13 protein-coding genes are annotated in these 18,721 nt (G+C 72.3%); 6 read left to right on the forward strand and 7 right to left on the reverse strand.

The genetic code is table 11. The annotated features are described in order from the left end of the window. Positions 1 to 79: 79 nt before the first annotated feature. The gene (locus QK442_RS27460; RefSeq protein ID WP_282696763.1) at positions 80 to 613 is read right to left on the reverse strand and encodes a MarR family transcriptional regulator; all 534 of its coding nucleotides are present in this window, start codon (positions 611 to 613) and stop codon (positions 80 to 82) included. Between the two features lie 167 nt (positions 614 to 780). On the opposite strand from QK442_RS27460, the gene QK442_RS27465 reads away from it, so the two are divergent. The 3 genes from QK442_RS27465 to alc all read left to right on the forward strand — a co-directional run bounded on the left by QK442_RS27465 (position 781) and on the right by alc (position 3,940). Then, entirely contained in the window at positions 781 to 1,716 is a 936-nt protein-coding gene (locus QK442_RS27465) for an EamA family transporter (RefSeq protein WP_282696764.1), read from the forward strand. A gap of 72 nt (positions 1,717 to 1,788) precedes the next feature. Continuing rightward, the gene (locus QK442_RS27470; protein WP_282696765.1) at positions 1,789 to 2,757 is read left to right on the forward strand and encodes a LysR substrate-binding domain-containing protein; all 969 of its coding nucleotides are present in this window, start codon (positions 1,789 to 1,791) and stop codon (positions 2,755 to 2,757) included. A 58-nt stretch (positions 2,758 to 2,815) separates the two neighbouring features. After that, positions 2,816 to 3,940, forward strand: coding sequence for an allantoicase (alc, locus tag QK442_RS27475; RefSeq protein ID WP_282696766.1), 1,125 nt, complete (start codon positions 2,816 to 2,818; stop codon positions 3,938 to 3,940). 65 nt (positions 3,941 to 4,005) lie between these two features. Here alc and pepN (QK442_RS27480) read toward each other — a convergent pair whose 3' ends face one another. From pepN (QK442_RS27480) to QK442_RS27495, 4 genes are all read right to left on the reverse strand, one after another. Continuing rightward, entirely contained in the window at positions 4,006 to 6,585 is a 2,580-nt protein-coding gene (gene pepN / locus QK442_RS27480; protein ID WP_282696767.1) for an aminopeptidase N, read from the reverse strand. Between the two features lie 141 nt (positions 6,586 to 6,726). Further along, complete coding sequence (locus tag QK442_RS27485) at positions 6,727 to 7,743, reverse strand: aspartate-semialdehyde dehydrogenase (RefSeq protein ID WP_282696768.1); 1,017 nt, start codon at positions 7,741 to 7,743, stop codon at positions 6,727 to 6,729. 147 nt (positions 7,744 to 7,890) lie between these two features. Continuing rightward, entirely contained in the window at positions 7,891 to 11,208 is a 3,318-nt protein-coding gene (locus QK442_RS27490; protein ID WP_282696769.1) for a S8 family serine peptidase, read from the reverse strand. Positions 11,209 to 11,414: 206 nt separating this feature from the next. Next, positions 11,415 to 11,957 (reverse strand): CGNR zinc finger domain-containing protein, encoded by a 543-nt coding sequence (locus QK442_RS27495; RefSeq protein WP_282696770.1) that lies wholly within the window; start codon positions 11,955 to 11,957, stop codon positions 11,415 to 11,417. Positions 11,958 to 12,094: 137 nt separating this feature from the next. On the opposite strand from QK442_RS27495, the gene QK442_RS27500 reads away from it, so the two are divergent. The 3 genes from QK442_RS27500 (at position 12,095) to QK442_RS27510 (ending at position 14,820) form a co-directional block, all read left to right on the forward strand. After that, positions 12,095 to 12,550, forward strand: coding sequence for a VOC family protein (locus tag QK442_RS27500; protein ID WP_282696771.1), 456 nt, complete (start codon positions 12,095 to 12,097; stop codon positions 12,548 to 12,550). Between the two features lie 59 nt (positions 12,551 to 12,609). After that, positions 12,610 to 13,491 carry a pyridoxamine 5'-phosphate oxidase family protein gene (locus QK442_RS27505; protein WP_282696772.1) on the forward strand — a complete coding sequence of 294 codons (882 nt, stop codon included), beginning with the start codon at positions 12,610 to 12,612 and terminating at the stop codon, positions 13,489 to 13,491. 168 nt (positions 13,492 to 13,659) lie between these two features. Next, positions 13,660 to 14,820, forward strand: coding sequence for a serine hydrolase domain-containing protein (locus tag QK442_RS27510; RefSeq protein WP_282696773.1), 1,161 nt, complete (start codon positions 13,660 to 13,662; stop codon positions 14,818 to 14,820). Between the two features lies 1 nt (position 14,821). On the opposite strand, the gene QK442_RS27515 is transcribed toward QK442_RS27510, so the two are convergent. Beyond that, positions 14,822 to 15,841, reverse strand: a complete 1,020-nt coding sequence (locus QK442_RS27515) for a hypothetical protein (RefSeq protein WP_282696774.1) — start codon at positions 15,839 to 15,841, stop codon at positions 14,822 to 14,824. A gap of 140 nt (positions 15,842 to 15,981) precedes the next feature. Continuing rightward, positions 15,982 to 18,528: an aminopeptidase N gene (gene pepN, locus QK442_RS27520; protein WP_282696775.1), complete on the reverse strand. Its 2,547-nt coding sequence runs from the start codon at positions 18,526 to 18,528 to the stop codon at positions 15,982 to 15,984. Positions 18,529 to 18,721: the final 193 nt, after the last annotated feature.

The raw sequence follows: 18,721 nt of genomic DNA on the forward strand, positions 1-18,721 counted from the left end.
CCTCCCCCCGTTCGTTCCCGAGGGCGCCGCACGGCCACGCAGGCCGTGCGGCGCCCTCGCGCGTCCGCGGGTGGGCGGCTCAGGCCGTGGTGGCGAGCAGCTTGCGCAGCAGTCCTTCGAGCTGGTGCGCCTCGTCGGGGGTGAGCGCCGCCTCCAGCGCGGCGCGCTGCCGCTCCAGACCGGCGCCGACGGCCTGGTCCACCAGGGAGCGGCCCTGCTCGGTGAGGGTGACCCTGAGCCCCCGCCGGTCGTTCGGGTCGGGGCTGCGGGTGAGCAGTCCGGCCTTCTCCAGCTTGTCGAGGCGGCCCGTCATCCCGCCGGTGGTGATCATCAGGGTGGCGGTCAGCTCGCGCGGCGAGAGCGTGTACGGCTCTCCTGACCGCCGCAGCGTGGCGAGCACGTCGAACTCGCCCAGCGACATCCCCCCGTACGGCGCGTAGGCCTTGTCCACCTTGGCGCGCATGGCGGCGGCGAGCCGGTAGATCCGCCCGAAGACCGCCATCGGCAGGGTGTCCAGGTCGGGGCGGACCGCGGCCCACTGGTCGGCGATGGCGTCGACGGCGTCGTGTCCGGGGCCGGGGACGTGTCCGGGACCGGGGATGTGCTTCTCCATGGCCCCAGTCTCCCGCTCCTCCGGCTCGACGACAAGCAAGCGACTTGAAAGTAAGCGACTCAGCAGCAAGCCTCTTGCCAATAATTAGCTTAGTGCTAAGTTAATTACTGCCAAGCCAGTCGGACTCCGGTCCACTGGCGCCGCACCGCTTCAGGGGGAGTCCCGCCATGTCCCGCAAGGCCGCCGTCGTCGCACTCACCGCCCTCGCCCCGGTCTCCTGGGGCTCGACCTACTTCGTGACCACCGAGTTCCTGCCGCCCGACCGGCCGCTGCTCACCGGCCTCCTGCGGGCCCTGCCGGCCGGTCTCCTGCTCCTCGCGCTGACCCGCAAGCTGCCGAGCGGCGCCTGGTGGTGGAAGTCGGCGGTCCTCGGCGCCCTCAACATCGGCGCCTTCTTCCCGCTGCTCTTCCTCGCCGCCTACCGGCTCCCCGGCGGGGTCGCCGCCGTCGTCGGCTCCGTCGGTCCGCTCCTCGTCGTCGGCCTCGCCGCCCTGCTCCTCGGCGACCGGCCCACCGTCAGGACCCTGACCACCGCCGTCGCCGCCGCCTTCGGCGTCAGCCTGGTCGTCCTCAAGGCCGGGGCCGCGTTCGACGCCGTCGGGGTGGCCGCAGGGCTGCTCTCCGCCCTCTCGATGTCCGTCGGCGTCGTCCTCACCAAGCGCTGGGGCCGCCCCGAGGGCGTCGGTGCCCTCGCGCTCACCGGCTGGCAGCTCACCGCGGGCGGCCTGGTCATCCTGCCGGTCGCCCTCCTCGTCGAAGGCCCCCCGCCCGCCCTCACCGGCACCCACCTGGCCGGCTACGCCTACCTCGCCTTCGGCAACACCGCGATCTCGTACTTCCTCTGGTTCCGCGGCATCGAGCGGCTGAGCGCCGCCTCGGTCACCCTCCTCGGCCCCCTCTCCCTGATCACCGCCGCCGTCATCGGCTGGGCCGCCCTCGGCCAGTCCCTCGGCCCCGTCCAGCTCCTCGGCATGGCCCTCGCCTTCGGCGCCACCCTCGCCGGCCAGCTCACCCCGAAGGCCCCGAAGGAACCGAAGGAACCGAAGGCATCCGAGGCCCTGAAGGCCCCCGCCGCGCCCGCCCCGGCACCCGCACACCGCTGACCGCCCCGCCCGCCCCGTACGACCGCCACCGGCCCCCGCCCCCCCCGGGGGCCGGTGCCGTAGGTTGCGCCCATGACCGAGTGGGACATCAAGAAGCTCCGGATCCTGCGTACCCTCCGGGACCGGGGCACCGTCACCGCCGCCGCCGAGGCGCTGCTCATGACCCCCTCGGCCGTCTCGCAGCAGCTCACCAACCTCGCGAAGCAGCTCGGGGTGCCGCTCCTGGAGGCGCACGGGCGGCGGGTGCGGCTCACGGGTGCCGCGCATCTGGTGCTGCGTCACGCCGAGGCCGTCTTCGCCCAGTTGGAGCGGGCCGACGCGGAGCTCGACGCGCAGCGGCGCGGGGAGGCCGGGCGGGTCAGGGTCGCCGCCTTCTCCACGGCCGTTCCCGCGCTCGTCGTCCCGGCCGTCCTCCGGCTCCGCGCCGAGCGCCCCGGGCTCGACCTGCGGGTCCGCGAGGCCGAGGCGGCGGAGGCGTACGAGCTCCTCGCGGCGGGTGACGTCGACCTCGCGCTCTCCCTCGCCGCCCACGCCCCCACCGCCGGGGACGCCCGCTTCACCCGGGTCCCGCTCCTCGCCGACCCCCTCGACCTCGCCCTCCCCGCCGGCCATCCGCTCGCCGACGCCCCCGGCCTCCGGCTCGCCGACCTCTCCGGGGAGCCCTGGATCTTCGGTGGCTCCGGGCCCTGGTCGGAGATCACCACCGCCGCCTGCGAGGCCGCCGGCTTCGTCCCCGAGCAGGCCCACAGCGCCGCCGGCTGGACCGCCATCCTCGCCCTCGTCGAGGCCGGCATGGGCGTCGCGCTCGTCCCCCGGATGGCCGCCGCCGAGCGCCGTACCGGCGTCGTCACCCGGGTCCTCTCCGCCGACCAGCCCCGCCGCCATGTGGTCGCCGCCGTCCGCCGGGGCGCCGAGGAAGGACCGGCGCTCGCCCCCGTCCTCGCCGCCCTCCACCGCGTCGCCGCCGACCGGGGGACCGGGGACCGGGAGGCCGGGGGCCGGGAGGCCGGGGACCGGTCGGCAATCATTCAGGAAAACTGAAAAGAACCGTCGAAAACATTCGATGGACCTGAGGCTTCCGGCGCGGGAGAGTCAGGACATGACCACTTTCGAGGACACCCAGGACCCGCACGCCAACGACGCCGCCCCCTACGCCGGAGGCGACCCGTACGCCGACTACCGCACCGGCGACTTCCCCTTCACCGAGCTCGTCGACCTCGCCGACCGCCGCCTCGGCGCCGGTGTCGTCGCCGCCAACGACGAGTTCTTCGCCGAGCGCGAGAACCTCCTCGTCCGCGAGCGGGCCGTCTTCGACCCGGAGCGCTTCGGCCACAAGGGCAAGATCATGGACGGCTGGGAGACCCGCCGCCGCCGCGGCACCGACGGGGACGACCCCTTCCCCGCGCCCGAGGACCACGACTGGGCGATCGTCCGCCTCGGCGCCCCCGGCGTCATCAGGGGCCTGATCGTCGACACCGCCCACTTCCGCGGCAACTACCCGCAGAGGATCAGCGTCCAGGCCACCGCCGTCGAGGGCAGCCCCGGCCCCGGGGAACTCCTCGCCGCCGAGTGGGAGGAGCTCGTCCCGCCCACCCCCGTCCGCGGCCACGCCGCCAACGGCTTCACCGTCGACAGCGACCGCCGCTGGACCCACGTACGCCTCTGCCAGCACCCGGACGGCGGCGTCGCCCGCTTCCGCGTCCACGGCGAGGTGCTGCCCGACCCCGCCTGGCTGGACCTCCTCGGCACGGTCGACCTGCTCTCCGTCCTCAACGGCGGGACGTACGAGGACGCCTCCGACCGGTTCTACTCCTCGCCGACGCAGATCATCCTGCCCGGCACCTCCCGCAAGATGGACGACGGCTGGGAGACCCGCCGCCGCCGCGTCCGCGGCACCCACGACTGGGTCCGCTTCCGCCTCCCCGCCCAGGGCGCCGTCCGCGCCGTCGAGATCGACACCGCCTACCTCAAGGGCAACGCGGCCGGCTGGATCGCCCTCCAGGGCCGCGACGGCGAGACGGGCGAGTGGTTCGAGATCCTCCCGCGCACCCGCCTCCAGCCCGACACCCTTCACCGCTTCCCGCTGCCCGCCCCGGCGGTCGTCACCCACGTCCGCCTCGACGCCTTCCCCGACGGCGGCGTCGCCCGCATGCGCCTGCACGGCTCCCTCACCGAGGAGGGTGCCGCCGACCTGCGCGCCCGCTTCGACAGCGCCAGTCGGTAAGTGCCCGGGGACAGGAGAAGGGGCGCCCTCACGGGGGAGGGCGCCCCTTCTCCGCACGCAGGGCCTTACCTGGCCGCCGCCGCGTCCGCCGCCTGGGCCTTCAGGGCCCGCTCGACGCCCGCGCGCGACTCCGTCACCAGGCGCCGCAGCGCCGGCACCGGGTCGTTCGCCGCGATCCACGCGTCCGTCGCGTCCAGCGTCTCCTGCGAGACCTGGAGCGTCGGGTAGAGACCGACCACGATCTGCTGGACGATCTCGTGGCTGCGGGTCTCCGAGATGCCCTTGATCGACGCGAAGTACTTCTCGGTGTACGGGGCGAGCAGCGCGCGCTGGTCGGCCTGGACGAAGCCGCCGATCACCGCCTCCTGCACCGCGTTGGCCAGCTTGTCGTCCTCGACGACCGACGCCCAGGCCTCCGCCTTCGCCGCCTCGGTCGGACGCGCCGCCCGGGCCGTCGCCGCGTGCCGCTCACCGGCGGCGGTGCGGTCCCGCTCCAGCTCGGCCGCGATCTCCGGCTCGTCGTAGACGCCGGTCGCGGCGAGCCGCTGCACGAACGCCCAGCGCAGCTCGGCGTCGACGGCCAGGCCCTCGATCGTCTCCCGGCCGTCCAGGAGCGCGGCGAGCAGGTCGAGCTGCTCCCGCGTCCGCGCGGTCGCGGCGAAGGCCCGCGCCCACGCCAGCTGGTGGTCGCTGCCCGGCTCGGCCGCCCTGAGGTGGTCGAGCGCCGCCTCGGTCCAGCGGGTCAGCCCCGTGTCCCGCCACTCCGGCGCCGCGTACAGCTCAAGAGCCGCCTTCACCTGGCCCTGGAGCGACTGCACCACGCCGATGTCCGACTCCTTGGCGATGCCCGACAGCACGAGGTCCAGGTAGTCGCGGGTGGCCAGCTCGCCGTCCCGGGTCATGTCCCAGGCCGAGGCCCAGCACAGCGCCCGCGGCAGCGACTCGGCGAAGTCGCCCAGGTGCGCCGTCACGTTCCGCAGCGACACCTCGTCGAGGCGGACCTTCGCGTACGACAGGTCGTCGTCGTTCAGGAGGACGACCGCCGGGCGGGACTTGCCGACCAGCGCCGGCACCTCGGTCCGCCCGGCCGCCTCGACGTCCAGCTCCAGGCGCTCGGTGCGGACAAGCCTGCCGGTGGCGTCCAGGTCGTAGAAGCCGATCGCGATCCGGTGCGGACGCAGCACGGCCTCGCCCTTGGCGCCGGCGGGCAGCGCCGGGGCCTCCTGGCGCACCGCGAAGGAGGTGATCGAGCCGTTCTCGTCGGTCTCGATCTCCGGGCGCAGGATGTTGATGCCGGCCGTCTCCAGCCACGCCTTCGACCAGGTCTTCAGGTCGCGGCCCGAGGTCTCCTCAAGGGCGCCGAGGAGGTCGCTCAGACGGGTGTTGCCGAAGGCGTGACGCTGGAAGTACGCCTGCACGCCCTTGAAGAACTCGTCCTGGCCGACGTAGGCGACGAGCTGCTTGAGGACCGAGGCGCCCTTGGCGTACGTGATCCCGTCGAAGTTGACGAGCACGTCCTCCAGGTCGTTGATGTCGGCCATGATCGGGTGCGTCGACGGCAGCTGGTCCTGGCGGTAGGCCCAGGTCTTCTCCGCGTTGGCGAAGGTGGTCCAGGCGTTCGGCCAGCGGGTGCCCTCGACGGCGGCCTGGCAGGCGACCGAGGTGTAGGTGGCGAACGACTCGTTCAGCCACAGGTCGTTCCACCACTCCATGGTCACGAGGTCGCCGAACCACATGTGGGCCAGCTCGTGGAGGATGGTCTCGGCGCGCCGCTCGTAGGCCGCGTCCGTCACCTTCGAGCGGAAGACGTACTGGTCGCGGATGGTGACCGCGCCCGCGTTCTCCATCGCGCCCGCGTTGAACTCCGGCACGAACAGCTGGTCGTACTTGGCGAACGGGTAGGCGTACGCGAACTTCTCCTGGAACCAGCCGAAGCCCTGCCGGGTCACGTCGAAGATGTGGTCCGCGTCCAGGAACTCCGCCAGCGACGGACGGCAGTAGATGCCCAGCGGCACGACCTGCCCGTCGGGGCCCTCGTACGTCGAGTGCACCGAGTGGTACGGGCCGACGATCAGGGCCGTGATGTACGTGGAGATCCGCGGGGTCGGCTCGAAGGCCCACACCCCGTCCTTCGGCTCCGGGGTCGGCGAGTTGGAGATCACGCTCCAGCCCTCCGGCGCCTTCACCGTGAACCGGAAGGTGGCCTTCAGGTCCGGCTGCTCGAAGGAGGCGAAGACCCGGCGCGCGTCCGGCACCTCGAACTGGGTGTAGAGGTACGCCTGGCCGTCGACCGGGTCGACGAAGCGGTGCAGGCCCTCGCCGGTGTTGGTGTACGCGCAGTCCGCGACGACCTTCAGCTCGTTGCGGCCCTGCGCCAGGTGCGGCAGCGCGATCCGCGAGTCGCGGAAGACGGCGGCGACGTCGAGGGCGTGCCCGTTCAGCACGACCTCGTGCACGGCGGGGGCGACGAGATCGATGAAGGTCTCGGCGCCCGCCTCGGCGGAATCGAAGCGGACGAGGGTGACCGACTTGTAGGTCCCACCCTCCTGCGCACCGGTGAGGTCGAGGTCGACCTCGTACGCGTCCACGGTCAGCAGCTTCGCCCGCTGCTGGGCCTCTTCACGGGTCAGGTTCGTCCCAGGCACCCGGTCAACTCCTCGGTTTCGTGACGTTTGGGCCATCCTTCCACGGGGCCCGCGGCCCGCGCATCGCGCATTTCCCAGGGCGAACACGGAAGAACGGCGGCCATCCGGGGGGACGGCCGCCGTTCTTCGCGCGTACGGGTGTCAGCCCCGCAGTTCGGCCGCCACCAGCTCCGCGATCTGCACCGCGTTCAGCGCGGCGCCCTTGCGGAGGTTGTCGTTGGAGAGGAAGAGCGCCAGGCCGTTGTCGACGGTCTCGTCGACGCGGATGCGGCCCACGTACGAGGCGTCCTTGCCGGCCGCCTGGAGCGGGGTCGGGATCTCGGACAGCTCGACGCCCTCGGCGTCCTTCAGCAGCTCGTAGGCGCGCTCGACGCTGATCGGACGCTCGAAGCGGGCGTTCACCTGGAGGGAGTGGCCGGAGAAGACCGGGACGCGGACACAGGTGCCGGAGACCTTGAGGTCCGGGATCTCCAGGATCTTGCGGGACTCGTTGCGGAGCTTCTGCTCCTCGTCGGTCTCGTGGGTGCCGTCGTCGACGATCGAGCCGGCCAGCGGCAGCACGTTGAAGGCGATCGGACGGCGGTAGACGCCGGGCTCGGGGAAGGCCACGGCCTCACCGTCGTGGGTCAGCTCGGTGGCGCGCTCGGCGACGGCCTTGACCTGGCCGTCCAGCTCGGCGACACCGGCCACGCCCGAGCCGGAGACGGCCTGGTAGGTGGTGGCGATCAGCGCGGTGAGGCCGGCCTCCTGGTGCAGCGGCTTGAGGACCGGCATGGCGGCCATCGTGGTGCAGTTCGGGTTGGCGATGATCCCCTTGGGGCGGTCCTTGACCGCGTGCGGGTTGACCTCGGAGACGACGAGCGGGACCTCGGGGTCGCGGCGCCAGGCGGAGGAGTTGTCGATCACGACGGCGCCCTGGGAGGCGACCTTCTCGGCGAGGGCCCTGGAGGTGGCGCCGCCGGCGGAGAAGAGCACGATGTCCAGGCCGGTGTAGTCGGCGGTCGAGGCGTCCTCGACGGTGACGCCGTCCACGACCGTGCCCGCGGACCGGGCGGAGGCGAAGAGCCGCAGCTCGTCGACCGGGAAGTTCCGCTCGGCCAGGATCTTGCGCATGACTGTGCCGACCTGACCGGTGGCTCCGACGATTCCGACCTTCACGGGGACTCCTCCGTACGTTTGTGCAGGGTGCTGCGTTCCATGATGCGTATCACCCGTGACGCTTTGTCCAATCCTTTGTCCGGGGATCGGGACGAGAAAGGGGCGGACGCCGGTTCCGGCGCCCGCCCCTTTCTCGTACCGCGGGTGTTACGGGGTGACGGAGCCGATCAGGACGCTGCCGGTGCCCGCGACGGTGCCGCGGGCGTTGAGCAGCTGGACCTGGCCGAAGAACTGGCGTCCCTCGGGGGCCGGACCGGCGACGACGACCTCGGCCGCGACCTTGGTGCTCGCGCCGTGGGCCAGCGGGTGGGTCTTCGCCTCGTCGACCTTCACGGTGCCGAGCGCCGCCGAGTAGTACACGTCCTTGTAGTCGTAGGTCGTGCCGCCCTCGGCGTGGACCGCGTAGCCCTCGATGACGACGGTGTAGGTGCCCGCCTTCGGCTTGACGAGTGAAACGCTCTCCTCCGAGTCGCCGTCGGCCGACTGGCCGACCCGGACACCGTCGAGGAGCACGGTCAGGTCGAGGTCGGCGGCCTTGTCGGAGGTGTTGCCGATCACGACGTCGAGCCGCTCGACGCCCTCACCGACGGTGACGGTCCTGGTCTGCGTCTCGTGGTGCTGGATGGTCGGGGTATCGGTCTTGGCCGAGCCCAGCGAGCCGCCCTTCAGCTTGCCGTCGATGCCGGCGAAGCCGTTGGTGACGGTCCACTCGACCGGGGCCGGGGTGCCGGTCTTCGCCTCGGCGACCGTCTGCACGGCCGGGTCGAAGGAGGCGCCGAGGACGGCGACGTCCAGCTTGTACGGGTTGTCCAGGTCCGGCGAGGTGCGGCGCGACTCGACCTCGATCTCCCACACGCCCGGCTGCGGGTTGGTGTAGGAACGCAGGTCCGGGCGGCAGGTGTTCGCCGGGTTGTAGTGCGGGTAGCAGTTGATGGTCGAGGTCGAGTCGACCGGGACGCCGTACGGGTGGATGGCGATGAACCGGGTCTGGCTCTTCTCCTTCAGGCCGCCGATCGCCACCTCCAGGGAGGTCGCGCCCTTCGGCACGGTCACGAAGTACGACTTCGTGCTGTTGCGCTGGACCGAGCCGGAGGCGGAGAAGGTGTAGCCGGGCGCGGTCAGGTCGCTCGCGGCGACGACCGTCGACATGATCTGCTTGTCGACGCCCTCGGTGAACCAGTCGTCGGCCTCCAGGATCACGCTGTGCACACCGGCGGTGCGCGGCTGGGCCTGGAGCTTGACGGTGACCGGCTTGTTCAGCGGCAGGGCGACCCAGTCGCTCCCGAGGATCCGGAACGTGCCGTCGTTGTACTTGAGGTCGAGCTCGTGCCAGAGGGTCCGGTTCGGGCCGCTGGTACGGGTGATGGTGACGTCGTAGACCTTCTTCTGGCCGACCTTGAGGCCGCCCTCGCGGTCGTACACGCCGGTGCCGGTGCGCGGGGCCGGGAAGATCACGGTGTCGACCGGGGCCTCGACCTTGTAGGAGTGGGCGGTGGCCCCGTCCCTGATCGACTCCCAGGCCTCGACGACGTCGACGAGACCGGCGCCCTGCTCGTGGGCCCCGACACCCGGGATCCGCTTCGCGGTCGAGGTGAGCGCGGTACGCAGGGTCAGCGGGGAGAGCTCGATGCCGCGCTGCTTGGCGGCGGAGAGCAGCAGCGCGCTCGCGCCCGCGACCTGCGGGGACGACATCGAGGTGCCGTTGAGCATGCCGTAGCCGGCGGGGAGCGTGTAGCCGGACTCGGCGACGCCGGCGCCGGCCTGCCAGGTCGGGATGGTGTTCACGGCCGCGCCCGGGCCGGTGACGGTCGGGGTGAAGCCGCCGTCCTCACGCGGGCCGCGCGAGGAGAACGGGAACATGGCGTACTTCTTCTCGACGGCGGAGCCGTAGTTGGCGGCCCAGGTCGCCTTGGAGACGCCGGCGCCGACCGAGACGACCTTGTCGGCCAGGCTGGGGTCGCCGATCGTGTTGGTGCCGGGACCGGAGTTGCCGGCCGAGATCACCAGCTGCACGCCGTACTCGTCGATGAGACGGGTGTAGAGGCGGGCGCGGACGTTGTCGCCGTCGTTCAGCGCGGGCAGACCGCCGATCGACATGTTGACGATGTCGACGCCGCGGTTGACGACGAGGTCGACCATGCCCTCGGTGAGGGCGGTGTTGGTGCAGCCGCCGGTCCAGGTGCACGCGCGCGAGGAGACGATCTTCGCGCCGGGCGCGGCGCCGTTCATCCGGCCGCCGAAGAGGCCCTTGGCGGCGGTGATGCCGGCGACGTGGGTGCCGTGCGAGGACTCGACGAGACCGATGTTGACGAAGTCGCGCTTCTGGCCGACCCAAGGGCCGCCGTACGGGTCCATCGGGACGTCCTTGCGGATCTCCACGACGAACGGGGTGCGCTCGGCGACCTCGGTGGCCGGGTCGTCGGTACCGAAGTAGCCGATCTGGTACCCGTCCTTGTACGGCTTCATCGGCTCGTTGTCCGTGAAGTCGCCGTTCTGGTCGGTGTCGACCCGGACGGTGCCGGCGGCGGGGTCGTACAGCATGCCGAAGACGTCGGTGGTGTCGCCGTCCCGGTTGATGTCGCCCTTGGGGTCGCCGCCCTCGGTGACGGACTCGGCGAACTGGCTGAACCGGAACGAGCCCTCGGGAGCCTTCCAGCTCTGGCCCGCACCCGTGAACACCGGGCCGGTGACCTCGGTGACCTGGGCGCGCCAGGTGCGGTCGCCCTCGGTGATGGGGTCGGTGGCGGTCACCCAGTCGACGATCTTGCGCTCGCCGGTGGTGGTCTTCTGGAGGGCCGGGTGGGCCAGGTCGACACCCGAGTCGAGAATGCCGATGGTCACGCCGCGGCCGTCGGCGCGCGGGTGGTCCTCGACGAACTCGACCGCGCCCGTCTCGTGGGACGGGTTGTACGGGTTCTTCGCCGGGGTGTACTTCGACGGCGCCGGGTAGGTCCGGCTGACCGTGGTGCCCTCGACGGCGCCGGCCGCGGTGTCCGCAGCGGGGGTCGGGTCGTCCAGCATGATCTCGGCCTGGAGGTCGACCGACTGGACGGAGGAGAGCTTGGTGGCGGCCTTGATCGCCGCTTTGGCCTTGCCGGTCGGCAGGGTCGCGCGGACGTAGCCGAGCTCGTCGTTGCGGTGGCCCACCGAGCCGCCGGGGACGGCGTCGAGCTGGCCGGCGACCTGCTCGGTCGCGCCGGGCGCGGTGGCGATCAGGACGGTGACGTTCTTCTCGCCGCTCGCCTCGGCCTCGGCGAGGCGCTGGGCGTCGGTGGCGCCGAGCTTGTCGGCGGGCTCCGCGGTCTTCACCGGGGGAGTCGTCGCCGGGTCGTCGGCGGCGAGGACCGGAGCGGCACCGGCCGCGACGAGCGCGGTCACCAGGCCGGCGGCGGCGGCGATCCGGGCCGCTCGTCCGGTCCCGGTCGAGCGCCCGGGTATGGAGCTCTGGGTTTCGGGGGTGGTCATTTACATCCCTGTTTGTGAAAGAAGAGGGTCCGGATTTCGGTACCGGATGACCGCTCAGCCTTTCGCAAGTGACAGGGCTTTGTGGAGAGTTCCCGGCGGGCGGGTTGCGCCGATGGCGTACATCCGCCACCGCGTCTCATACGCCACACGCGACGAATCGCCCTCAACGGGGGCGATTCGACGGGGGCTTCGCCAGGGGGCGAGGGCTACTGGTCCTTGGTGCGCGCGTAATGCCGGGACGCCTTGGCCCGGTTGCCGCACGTCGCCATCGAGTGCCAGCGCCGGGTGCCGTTCCGCGAGGTGTCGAAGAAGTGCAGGATGCACGCCTCGTGCGCGCAGATCCTGATCCGGTCCGGGGCGGTGCGCAGCAGGTCCAGGTAGTCGCGGGCGGCGGTCCAGGCCGGCCCCCACGACGGATCGGCGAACTCGGCCCGCTCGCCGGGACCTTCGGCGGTGAGCACCGCGCGGATCCGGCCGTGTTCCAGGACGGCGTCGACCCGCGCGATCGCGTCCGGGTCGCCGGGCCGGTCGACCAGACCCTTCAGGGCCTCCCGGGCGGTACGGGTGTGGCGGAGCGTGGCCTCGTCGGCGGCGAAGCGCCCGTCGAGCCCGTTGGCCGCGAGCCAGATCGCGAGCCCCTCGGTGCCGGCGAGGAGGTCCTGGCGCTCGCCCTCCTCCATCCAGTGGGTGTTGAGCAGGTCCAGGGAGACCGGCTCGCCGGTCAGCGGCCGCGGGTCGGTGGCGGTCATGGCGGGCGTCCTCCTCGATCCCCCGGGCGATCTAACCCCTTAAGCGTACGTGACGGGTTGCGTCCGAAGGCTTCTAACCTCTAAAGTCGAGTTAAGCGGTTAGCCCGAAGGGGGCGACCGACGACGAGGGGACCCTCATGTCCGCGATCGGCACGCTGAACACGGCGCACATCGGCATCAACGTCACCGACCTGGACCGCTCGCTCTCCTTCTACGGAGACGTCCTCGGGTTCGAAGTGATCGGCGCGGGCGACGCCGACGGCCGGCGCTACGCCTTCCTCGGCCAGGACGGCCGCCTCACCCTGACCCTCTGGCAGCAGGCCGAGGGCGGTTACGACGCGGGCCTGGCCGGCCTGCACCACCTGGCCTTCGAGGCCGAGTCCATCGAGAAGGTCCGCGAGGCCGAGACCGTCCTGAAGGAGCGGGGCGTCACCTTCGCCTACGACGGCGTCGTCGCCCACGGCGAGGGCGCGGCCTCCGGCGGCATCTTCTTCCACGACCCCGACGGCACCCGCCTGGAGATCTCCGTCCCCAAGGGTGCCGAAGAAGCCCCGGCCCCCGTCGCCGCGGCCCCGACCTGCGGGTTCTTCTAACCGCTCGGAACACGACCGTCCGGGGCGCCTCGGCGCCCGCACCTATCCGGAGGCCCGCCATGACGACCGCGTACCACCACGGCTCGCTCGCCGTCCAGGAGAGGCTCGGCGTCCAGCAGGCCGCCGCCCACATCGCCCCCAGCATCCGCCCCGGCATCCGTCCCGTCGCCGCCGCCTTCCTGGAGGCCCAGCCCATGCTGGTCCTCGGGGCGGCGGCCCCGGACGGGCGCGTCTGGGCGAGCCTGCTCACGGGCGAGCCCGGCTTCGCCCGCGCCACCGGACCCGACACGGTCTCGGTCGCGGGCGGGCCCGGGCCCGGCGACCCGCTCGCCGGTGCCCTCGCCGACGGCACCCCCGTCGGCACGATCGCCCTCGACCCCCGCACCCGCCGCCGCATGCGCCTCAACGGCACCGCCCGCCCCAGCGCCCGCGGCCTGCTGATCGAGGCCGAGCAGGTCTTCGCCAACTGCCCGAAGTACCTCCAGAAGCGCGAGCTGTACGGCTCCGAGCCCGCCGGCCCGCACCCCTCGCCCGCCCGCCGGGGCGAGGCCCTCACCGAGGCCCAGCTGGCCGCCGTCCGGGCGGCCGACACCTTCTTCGTCGCCACCACGGGACCGGACGGCGTCGACGCCAGCCACCGCGGCGGCAACCCCGGCTTCGTCCGCGCCGAGAACCCCCGCGAACTACTCTGGCGGGACTACCCGGGCAACGCGATGTTCCTCACGCTCGGGAACCTGGTGACCGACGACCGGGCCGGTCTCCTCTTCCTGGACTGGGAGAACGGCACGACCCTCCAGCTCAGCGGCCGGGCGGAAACGGCATACCACTCGGAGGAGCGGTTCGTCCGCTTCCGGGTCGACAGCGTCGTCGAGACCCCGGCCGCCAGCCCCCTGCGCTGGTCCGCGCCCGAGTACTCCCCGGCCAATCCGGCCACCCCGTGACGCCGCACCGCCCGCCGCCACCCCGCCTCCTGGCTCCGACCCCGAACCCGGCCGCTCCGGCGAACGGCTGAAAAACGCTCAACCGGTACGACCCCGCTCAACCCTCCCTCCCCGGCCCGTGGTCCTCCCCGCCGACCGCAGTACACATCAGGCACACAGGGGACCCACATGACCACCGCACGCACCGCCCGTACCGTCGTCGCCGCTGCCCTCGCCGCGGGACTCACCGTCACCGCGCTCGCCGCCCCCGCCCTCGCCGCGACCCCCGCCGCCCCCGCCAAGGCCGACCGCAAGACCCACACGGCCACCCAGGCCGCCCTTCAGGCCGCCGTCGACGCCGGCGTCCCCGGCGCCGTCGCCCAGGCCCGGGTCGACGGCCGCTCCTGGACCGGCACCGCCGGCGAGCGCGGCGGCGACGACCGCTTCCGCGTCGGCTCCATCACCAAGACCTTCGTCGCCACCGTCCTCCTCCAGCTCCAGGCCGAGGGCCGGATCGACCTCGACGACCCGGTCGAGAAGTGGCTCCCCGGCGTCGTCCGCGGCCACGGCCACGACGGCCGGAAGATCACCGTCCGGCAGCTCCTCAACCACACCAGCGGCATCTACAGCTACACCGCCGACCCCGACTTCCAGCAGAAGGCCTTCGGCCCCGGCTTCCTGGAGCACCGCTACGACACCTGGGCCCCGGGCGACCTCGTCGGCATCGCCATGACCCACGCCCCCGACTTCGCCCCCGGCACCGGCTGGAACTACTCCAACACCAACTTCGTGCTCGCCGGCATGGTGATCGAGAAGGTCACCGGACGCCCCTACGGCAAGGCCGTCGAGAACCGGATCGTCAAGCCCCTCAAGCTCCGCGCCACCAGCGTCCCCGGCACCGACCCGACCATGCCGACGCCCAGCTCCCCCGCCTACTCCAAGCTCTCCGCCGAGCAGGACGCACCCGTCCACGACGTCAGCGAGCTCAACCCCTCCCTGGCCGCCGCGGCCGGCGAGATGATCTCCGACTCCCGCGACCTCCAGACCTTCTACCGGGCCCTCCTCAAGGGCCGGCTCCTCCCCAGGGCCGAGATGCGCGAACTGACCGCCACCGTGGAGGTCTCGCCCGAATACCCCGACTACGGCTACGGACTCGGCCTGATGAAGCAGAAGCTGAGCTGCGGCAAGGAGGTCTGGGGCCACGGCGGCGGCATCCACGGCTCGGGCTCGGAGGCGTACACCACCCGCGACGGCCGCCACACCCTCGCCGCCAACCTCAACGCCGACTGGACCGGCGACACCCAGGCGATCGTCGAGGCCGAGTTCTGCGGCACCCTCCCGAAGGGATAGCTCACCGGGGCAGGACGACGACATAGGCGGCGGGCTGCCGTTCCGACGCGGCCATCAGCGCCGTACGGACCACGGTGGCCTGCTGCTCCATCGACTCCCGCAGCTTGCGCGGGGTCAGGTGGACCACCGTGATCCCCAGCCGCTCCAGGTGCTCCCGCTTGCGGGTGTACTCGGACCACAGCGCGTCCTCGTCCTGCCGGGGCGCCCGGGTGTCCAGCTCCACCGCCACCGCCTGGTCGGGCCAGTAGGCGTCCACCCCGCCCAGGTGCGGGCCGCCCGGCAGCCGCAGGTCCACGTTCCACAGCGGGTCCGGCAGCGCGAAGTCCCGCACCATCTCGTACAGCCGCTCCTCCGACAGGGCCCGCCCCTCCACCAGGAGCGAGTCCACCGCGTCCACCACGTGCGGCCGGGTGAGGAGCCGTGACCGGCTCAACTCGCGCACGAGGACCGGAGGTTCGCAGTGACCGCCGCGTACCGCCTCGGTCAGCAGCCGTCGTACCGTCTCGGCGTCGTGAAGCCCCGAGACGGCGTCGGCCAGCGCCCGGGCCACCGGCGCCACCGGCAGCCCGGTCAGCTCCACCGGCTCCGGCGACTCCGGGGCCCGCACCACCCGCACGAAACCGGTCGACCGCAGCCGCCGGGTCCGTCCCACCAGGACGTCGATCCGGTCCAGGGAGGTCAGCGGGGGAGCGGAGGAGAAACCGTGCAGGGTGAGCCCGGCGAGGCCGGTGATCATCGGGCCCGGGCCGTGCGGCGACCCTCCGCCGTCCCGGCGGGCGTAGAGCAGCGCGGCCCGCAGCCGGTCGTCGCCGGTCGGCGCACCGGGACGGAGCAGGAAGACGCCGGGCAGCAGCTGCTGCCAGTCGCCGCCGGCCGCCGACCGTCCGGCGACCTCGGCGGCGGGCACGCCCATGGCCCTCAACTGCTGGGTGGACGCGAGCCGTTGCGTGATGCCCGCCGTGATGCCCGAGGGGGCGGAGAGGTGACGGGGGCGGGGGGTGATGGGGGTGTTGTGGTTCATGCCGGGGGTCTTCCGCTCCCCGGCCCGGCCCTAACGGCCTGTTACAAGGTGGTTGCTCAAACCGGACAACACCGCACTAAAGTACGCGCGTTCGACTGCCGAGAGGGGCCCGCTCCCCGCGGGCCCCTCTCGGCGTGAGGTCAGCCCTCTAGCGCGTCGCACTCCTGCGCCCGCAGCGCCCGCGCCAGGTCGTCGCGGGACTCCAGGACGAGCCGGCGCAGGGCGGGCGCCGCGTCCGCGTGCTCCGCCAGCCAGGCGTCGGTCGCCGCCAGCGTCTCCGGACGGTCCTGGTACGCCGGGAAGAGACCGCGCACCACGTCCATGCCGATCTGGATCGACCGCTCGGCCCAGATCCGCTCGATCACCGCGAAGTACTTCTCCGCGTACGGCGCGGTCAGCTCCCGCTGCGAGGACGGGGCGAAACCGGCGATCGTGGCGCCGACCAGCGCGTTCGACAGCGCGTCCGACTCGACGACCTGCGCCCACGCCTGCGCCTTGACCGCGGCCGAGGGCCGCGAGGCGAGCAGCCGCACCTGGTGGCGCTTGCCGCTGGCGGTGTCGTCCCGGGCCAGCTCCTCGCCGATCCGCGCCTCGTCGGCCCGCCCGTACTCGGCGAGCGGCGAGAGCAGCGCCCAGCGCAGCTCCTGGTCGACGTCGAGGCCGTCGATCCGCGCGGTGCCGGCGAGCAGCCCCTCCAGGAGCTGGAGGTCGGCGTCGGAGGAGGCCGTCGCCGCGAAGAAGCGGGCCCAGGTCAGCTGGTGCTCGCTGCCCGGCGCGGCGAGCCGCAGCTCGCGCAGCCCGCCCTCGGCGAGCAGCCGCCCGCCCTCCTCGCGCCACGCCGGGGCCGCGTAGTGGGTGACCGCGGTCCGCGCCCAGGCGTGCACCATCTGGAGGACGCCGATGTCGGTCTCGCGGCCCGCGAAGGCGAGCACGGCGGAGACGAAGTCACGGGCCGGCATCAGCCCGTCCCGGGTCAGGTTCCACAGCGCCGACCAGCACAGCGCGCGGGCCAGGGGGTCGGTGATGTCGCCGAGGTGGGCGCGGAGGGTGTCGAGCGAGCCCTCGTCGAAGCGGACCTTGCAGTAGGTGAGGTCGTCGTCGTTGACAAGTACCAGCTCCGGCCTCTCGCTGCCGGCCAGCGCCTCGACGACGGTACGGACACCGGCGACGTCCGTCTCGGTGCGCGCGTACCGCGTCAGCTGCCCGTCGGTGAGCCGGTAGAGGCCCACGGCGATCCGGTGCGGGCGCAGCTCCTCGCCCTCCTGGAGGACGGCGAGCTCGGTGATCCGGCCCTCGGAGTCGTAGGTGACCTCGGGGGCGAGCACGTTGACGCCGGAGGTCTGCAGCCAGGACTTCGACCAGCTCTTCATGTCCCGGCCCGAGGTCTCCTCCAGGACGGACAGGAGGTCGCTCAGGCGGGTGTTGCCGTAGGCATGGCGCTGGAAGTAGCGGCGGGCGCCCTCCAGGAAGGCGTCCCGGCCCGCGTAGGCGACGAGCTGCTTGAGGACGGAGGCGCCCTTGGCGTACGTGATGCCGTCGAAGTTCAGCTTGGCGTCCTCCAGGTCACGGATGTCGGCCGTGACCGGGTGGGTGGAGGGCAGCTGGTCGGCGCGGTAGGCCCACGCCTTGCGGTTGTTGGCGAAGGTGACCCAGCTGTCGGTGAAGCGGGTGGCCTCGGCGAGCGAGAAGGAGCCCATGAAGTCGGCGAAGGACTCCTTCAGCCACAGGTCGTCCCACCAGACCATGGTGACCAGGTCGCCGAACCACATGTGGGCCATCTCGTGCAGGACCGTGTTGGCACGCCGCTCGTACGCCGCCCGGGTGACCTTGCCCCGGTAGATGTACTCCTCCGTGAAGGTGACCATGCCCGGGTTCTCCATGGCGCCGAGGTTGTACTCGGGCACGAACGCCTGGTCGTACTTGCCGAAGGGGTACGGGAAGCCGAAGTTGTCGTGGAAGAAGTCGAAGCCCTGCTTGGTGATCAGGAAGACGTCGTCCGCGTCGAAGTGCTTCGCGAGCCCCTTGCGGCACATCGCGCCGAGCGGGATCTCGACGTCCCCGCGCCGGTAGGTGTCGGTGACGTAGTGGTACGGACCGGCCACCACGCAGGTGATGTACGTGGAGATCGGCTTCGTCTCGGCGAACCGCCACACCCCGTCGGCGCCCTGCTCCCCGGCGCCGTTGCTCCACACCGTCCACCCCTCGGGCGCGGTCACCTCGAAGCGGTACGGGGCCTTGAGGTCGGGCTGCTCGAAGTTGGCGTAGACCCGGCGGGCGTCGGCCGGCTCGTACTGGGTGTACAGGTACACCTCGCCGTCCTCGGGGTCGACGAAGCGGTGCATGCCCTCGCCGGTGCGGCTGTACGCGCACTGCGCGTCGACGACCAGCACGTTCTCGTCGGCCAGGCCGTCCAGGGCGATCCGGGCGCCGTCGAAGACGGCCGCCGGGTCCAGGGCGCGCCCGTTGAGGGTGACGGAGGTGACCGACGGCGCGAGCAGGTCCACGAAGGTCGCGTCGCCCTCGCCCGTGCGGCGGAAGCGGATCGTCGTCACCGAGCGGAAGGTGCGTACCGCCTCCGCGGACTCCCCGACCGCCGAGCGCAGGTCGAGGGCGACCTCGTAGCCGTCGACGGACAGCAGCGCGGCCCGCTCGCGGGCCTCGTCGCGGGACAGGTTCTCACCGGGCACGGTCACTCCTTCGTGGCGTGTTCGAAACAGCACCGATCCTCCCATGCGGGGCCGGAGACCCCGCGCTTTGCCCCTCCGGCCGGACGGACCCACGGAAGAACCCCCGTGATTCGGGTCATCACGGGGGTTCTTCTTCTTTCCGCCTGCGGGTGAAGGTTGAGAAGACGATCACGAGCAGGACGACAGGGGGGAG

Origin of the sequence: Streptomyces sp. CC208A, assembly GCF_030010625.1 — a bacterium.
Classification (GTDB): Bacteria; Actinomycetota; Actinomycetes; order Streptomycetales; family Streptomycetaceae; genus Streptomyces.

Bases quoted from the DNA above. Each gene is read 5' to 3' on its own strand.
- alc (WP_282696766.1), top strand. From the start codon at position 2,816: ATGACCACTTTCGAGGACACCCAGGACCCGCACGCCAACGACGCCGCC.
- QK442_RS27510 (WP_282696773.1), top strand. From the start codon at position 13,660: ATGACCACCGCACGCACCGCCCGTACCGTCGTCGCCGCTGCCCTCGCC.
- QK442_RS27505 (WP_282696772.1), top strand. From the start codon at position 12,610: ATGACGACCGCGTACCACCACGGCTCGCTCGCCGTCCAGGAGAGGCTC.
- QK442_RS27465 (WP_282696764.1), top strand. From the start codon at position 781: ATGTCCCGCAAGGCCGCCGTCGTCGCACTCACCGCCCTCGCCCCGGTC.
- QK442_RS27490 (WP_282696769.1), bottom strand. From the start codon at position 11,208: ATGACCACCCCCGAAACCCAGAGCTCCATACCCGGGCGCTCGACCGGG.
- QK442_RS27495 (WP_282696770.1), bottom strand. From the start codon at position 11,957: ATGACCGCCACCGACCCGCGGCCGCTGACCGGCGAGCCGGTCTCCCTG.
- QK442_RS27460 (WP_282696763.1), bottom strand. From the start codon at position 613: ATGGAGAAGCACATCCCCGGTCCCGGACACGTCCCCGGCCCCGGACAC.
- QK442_RS27470 (WP_282696765.1), top strand. From the start codon at position 1,789: ATGACCGAGTGGGACATCAAGAAGCTCCGGATCCTGCGTACCCTCCGG.
- QK442_RS27500 (WP_282696771.1), top strand. From the start codon at position 12,095: ATGTCCGCGATCGGCACGCTGAACACGGCGCACATCGGCATCAACGTC.
- QK442_RS27515 (WP_282696774.1), bottom strand. From the start codon at position 15,841: ATGAACCACAACACCCCCATCACCCCCCGCCCCCGTCACCTCTCCGCC.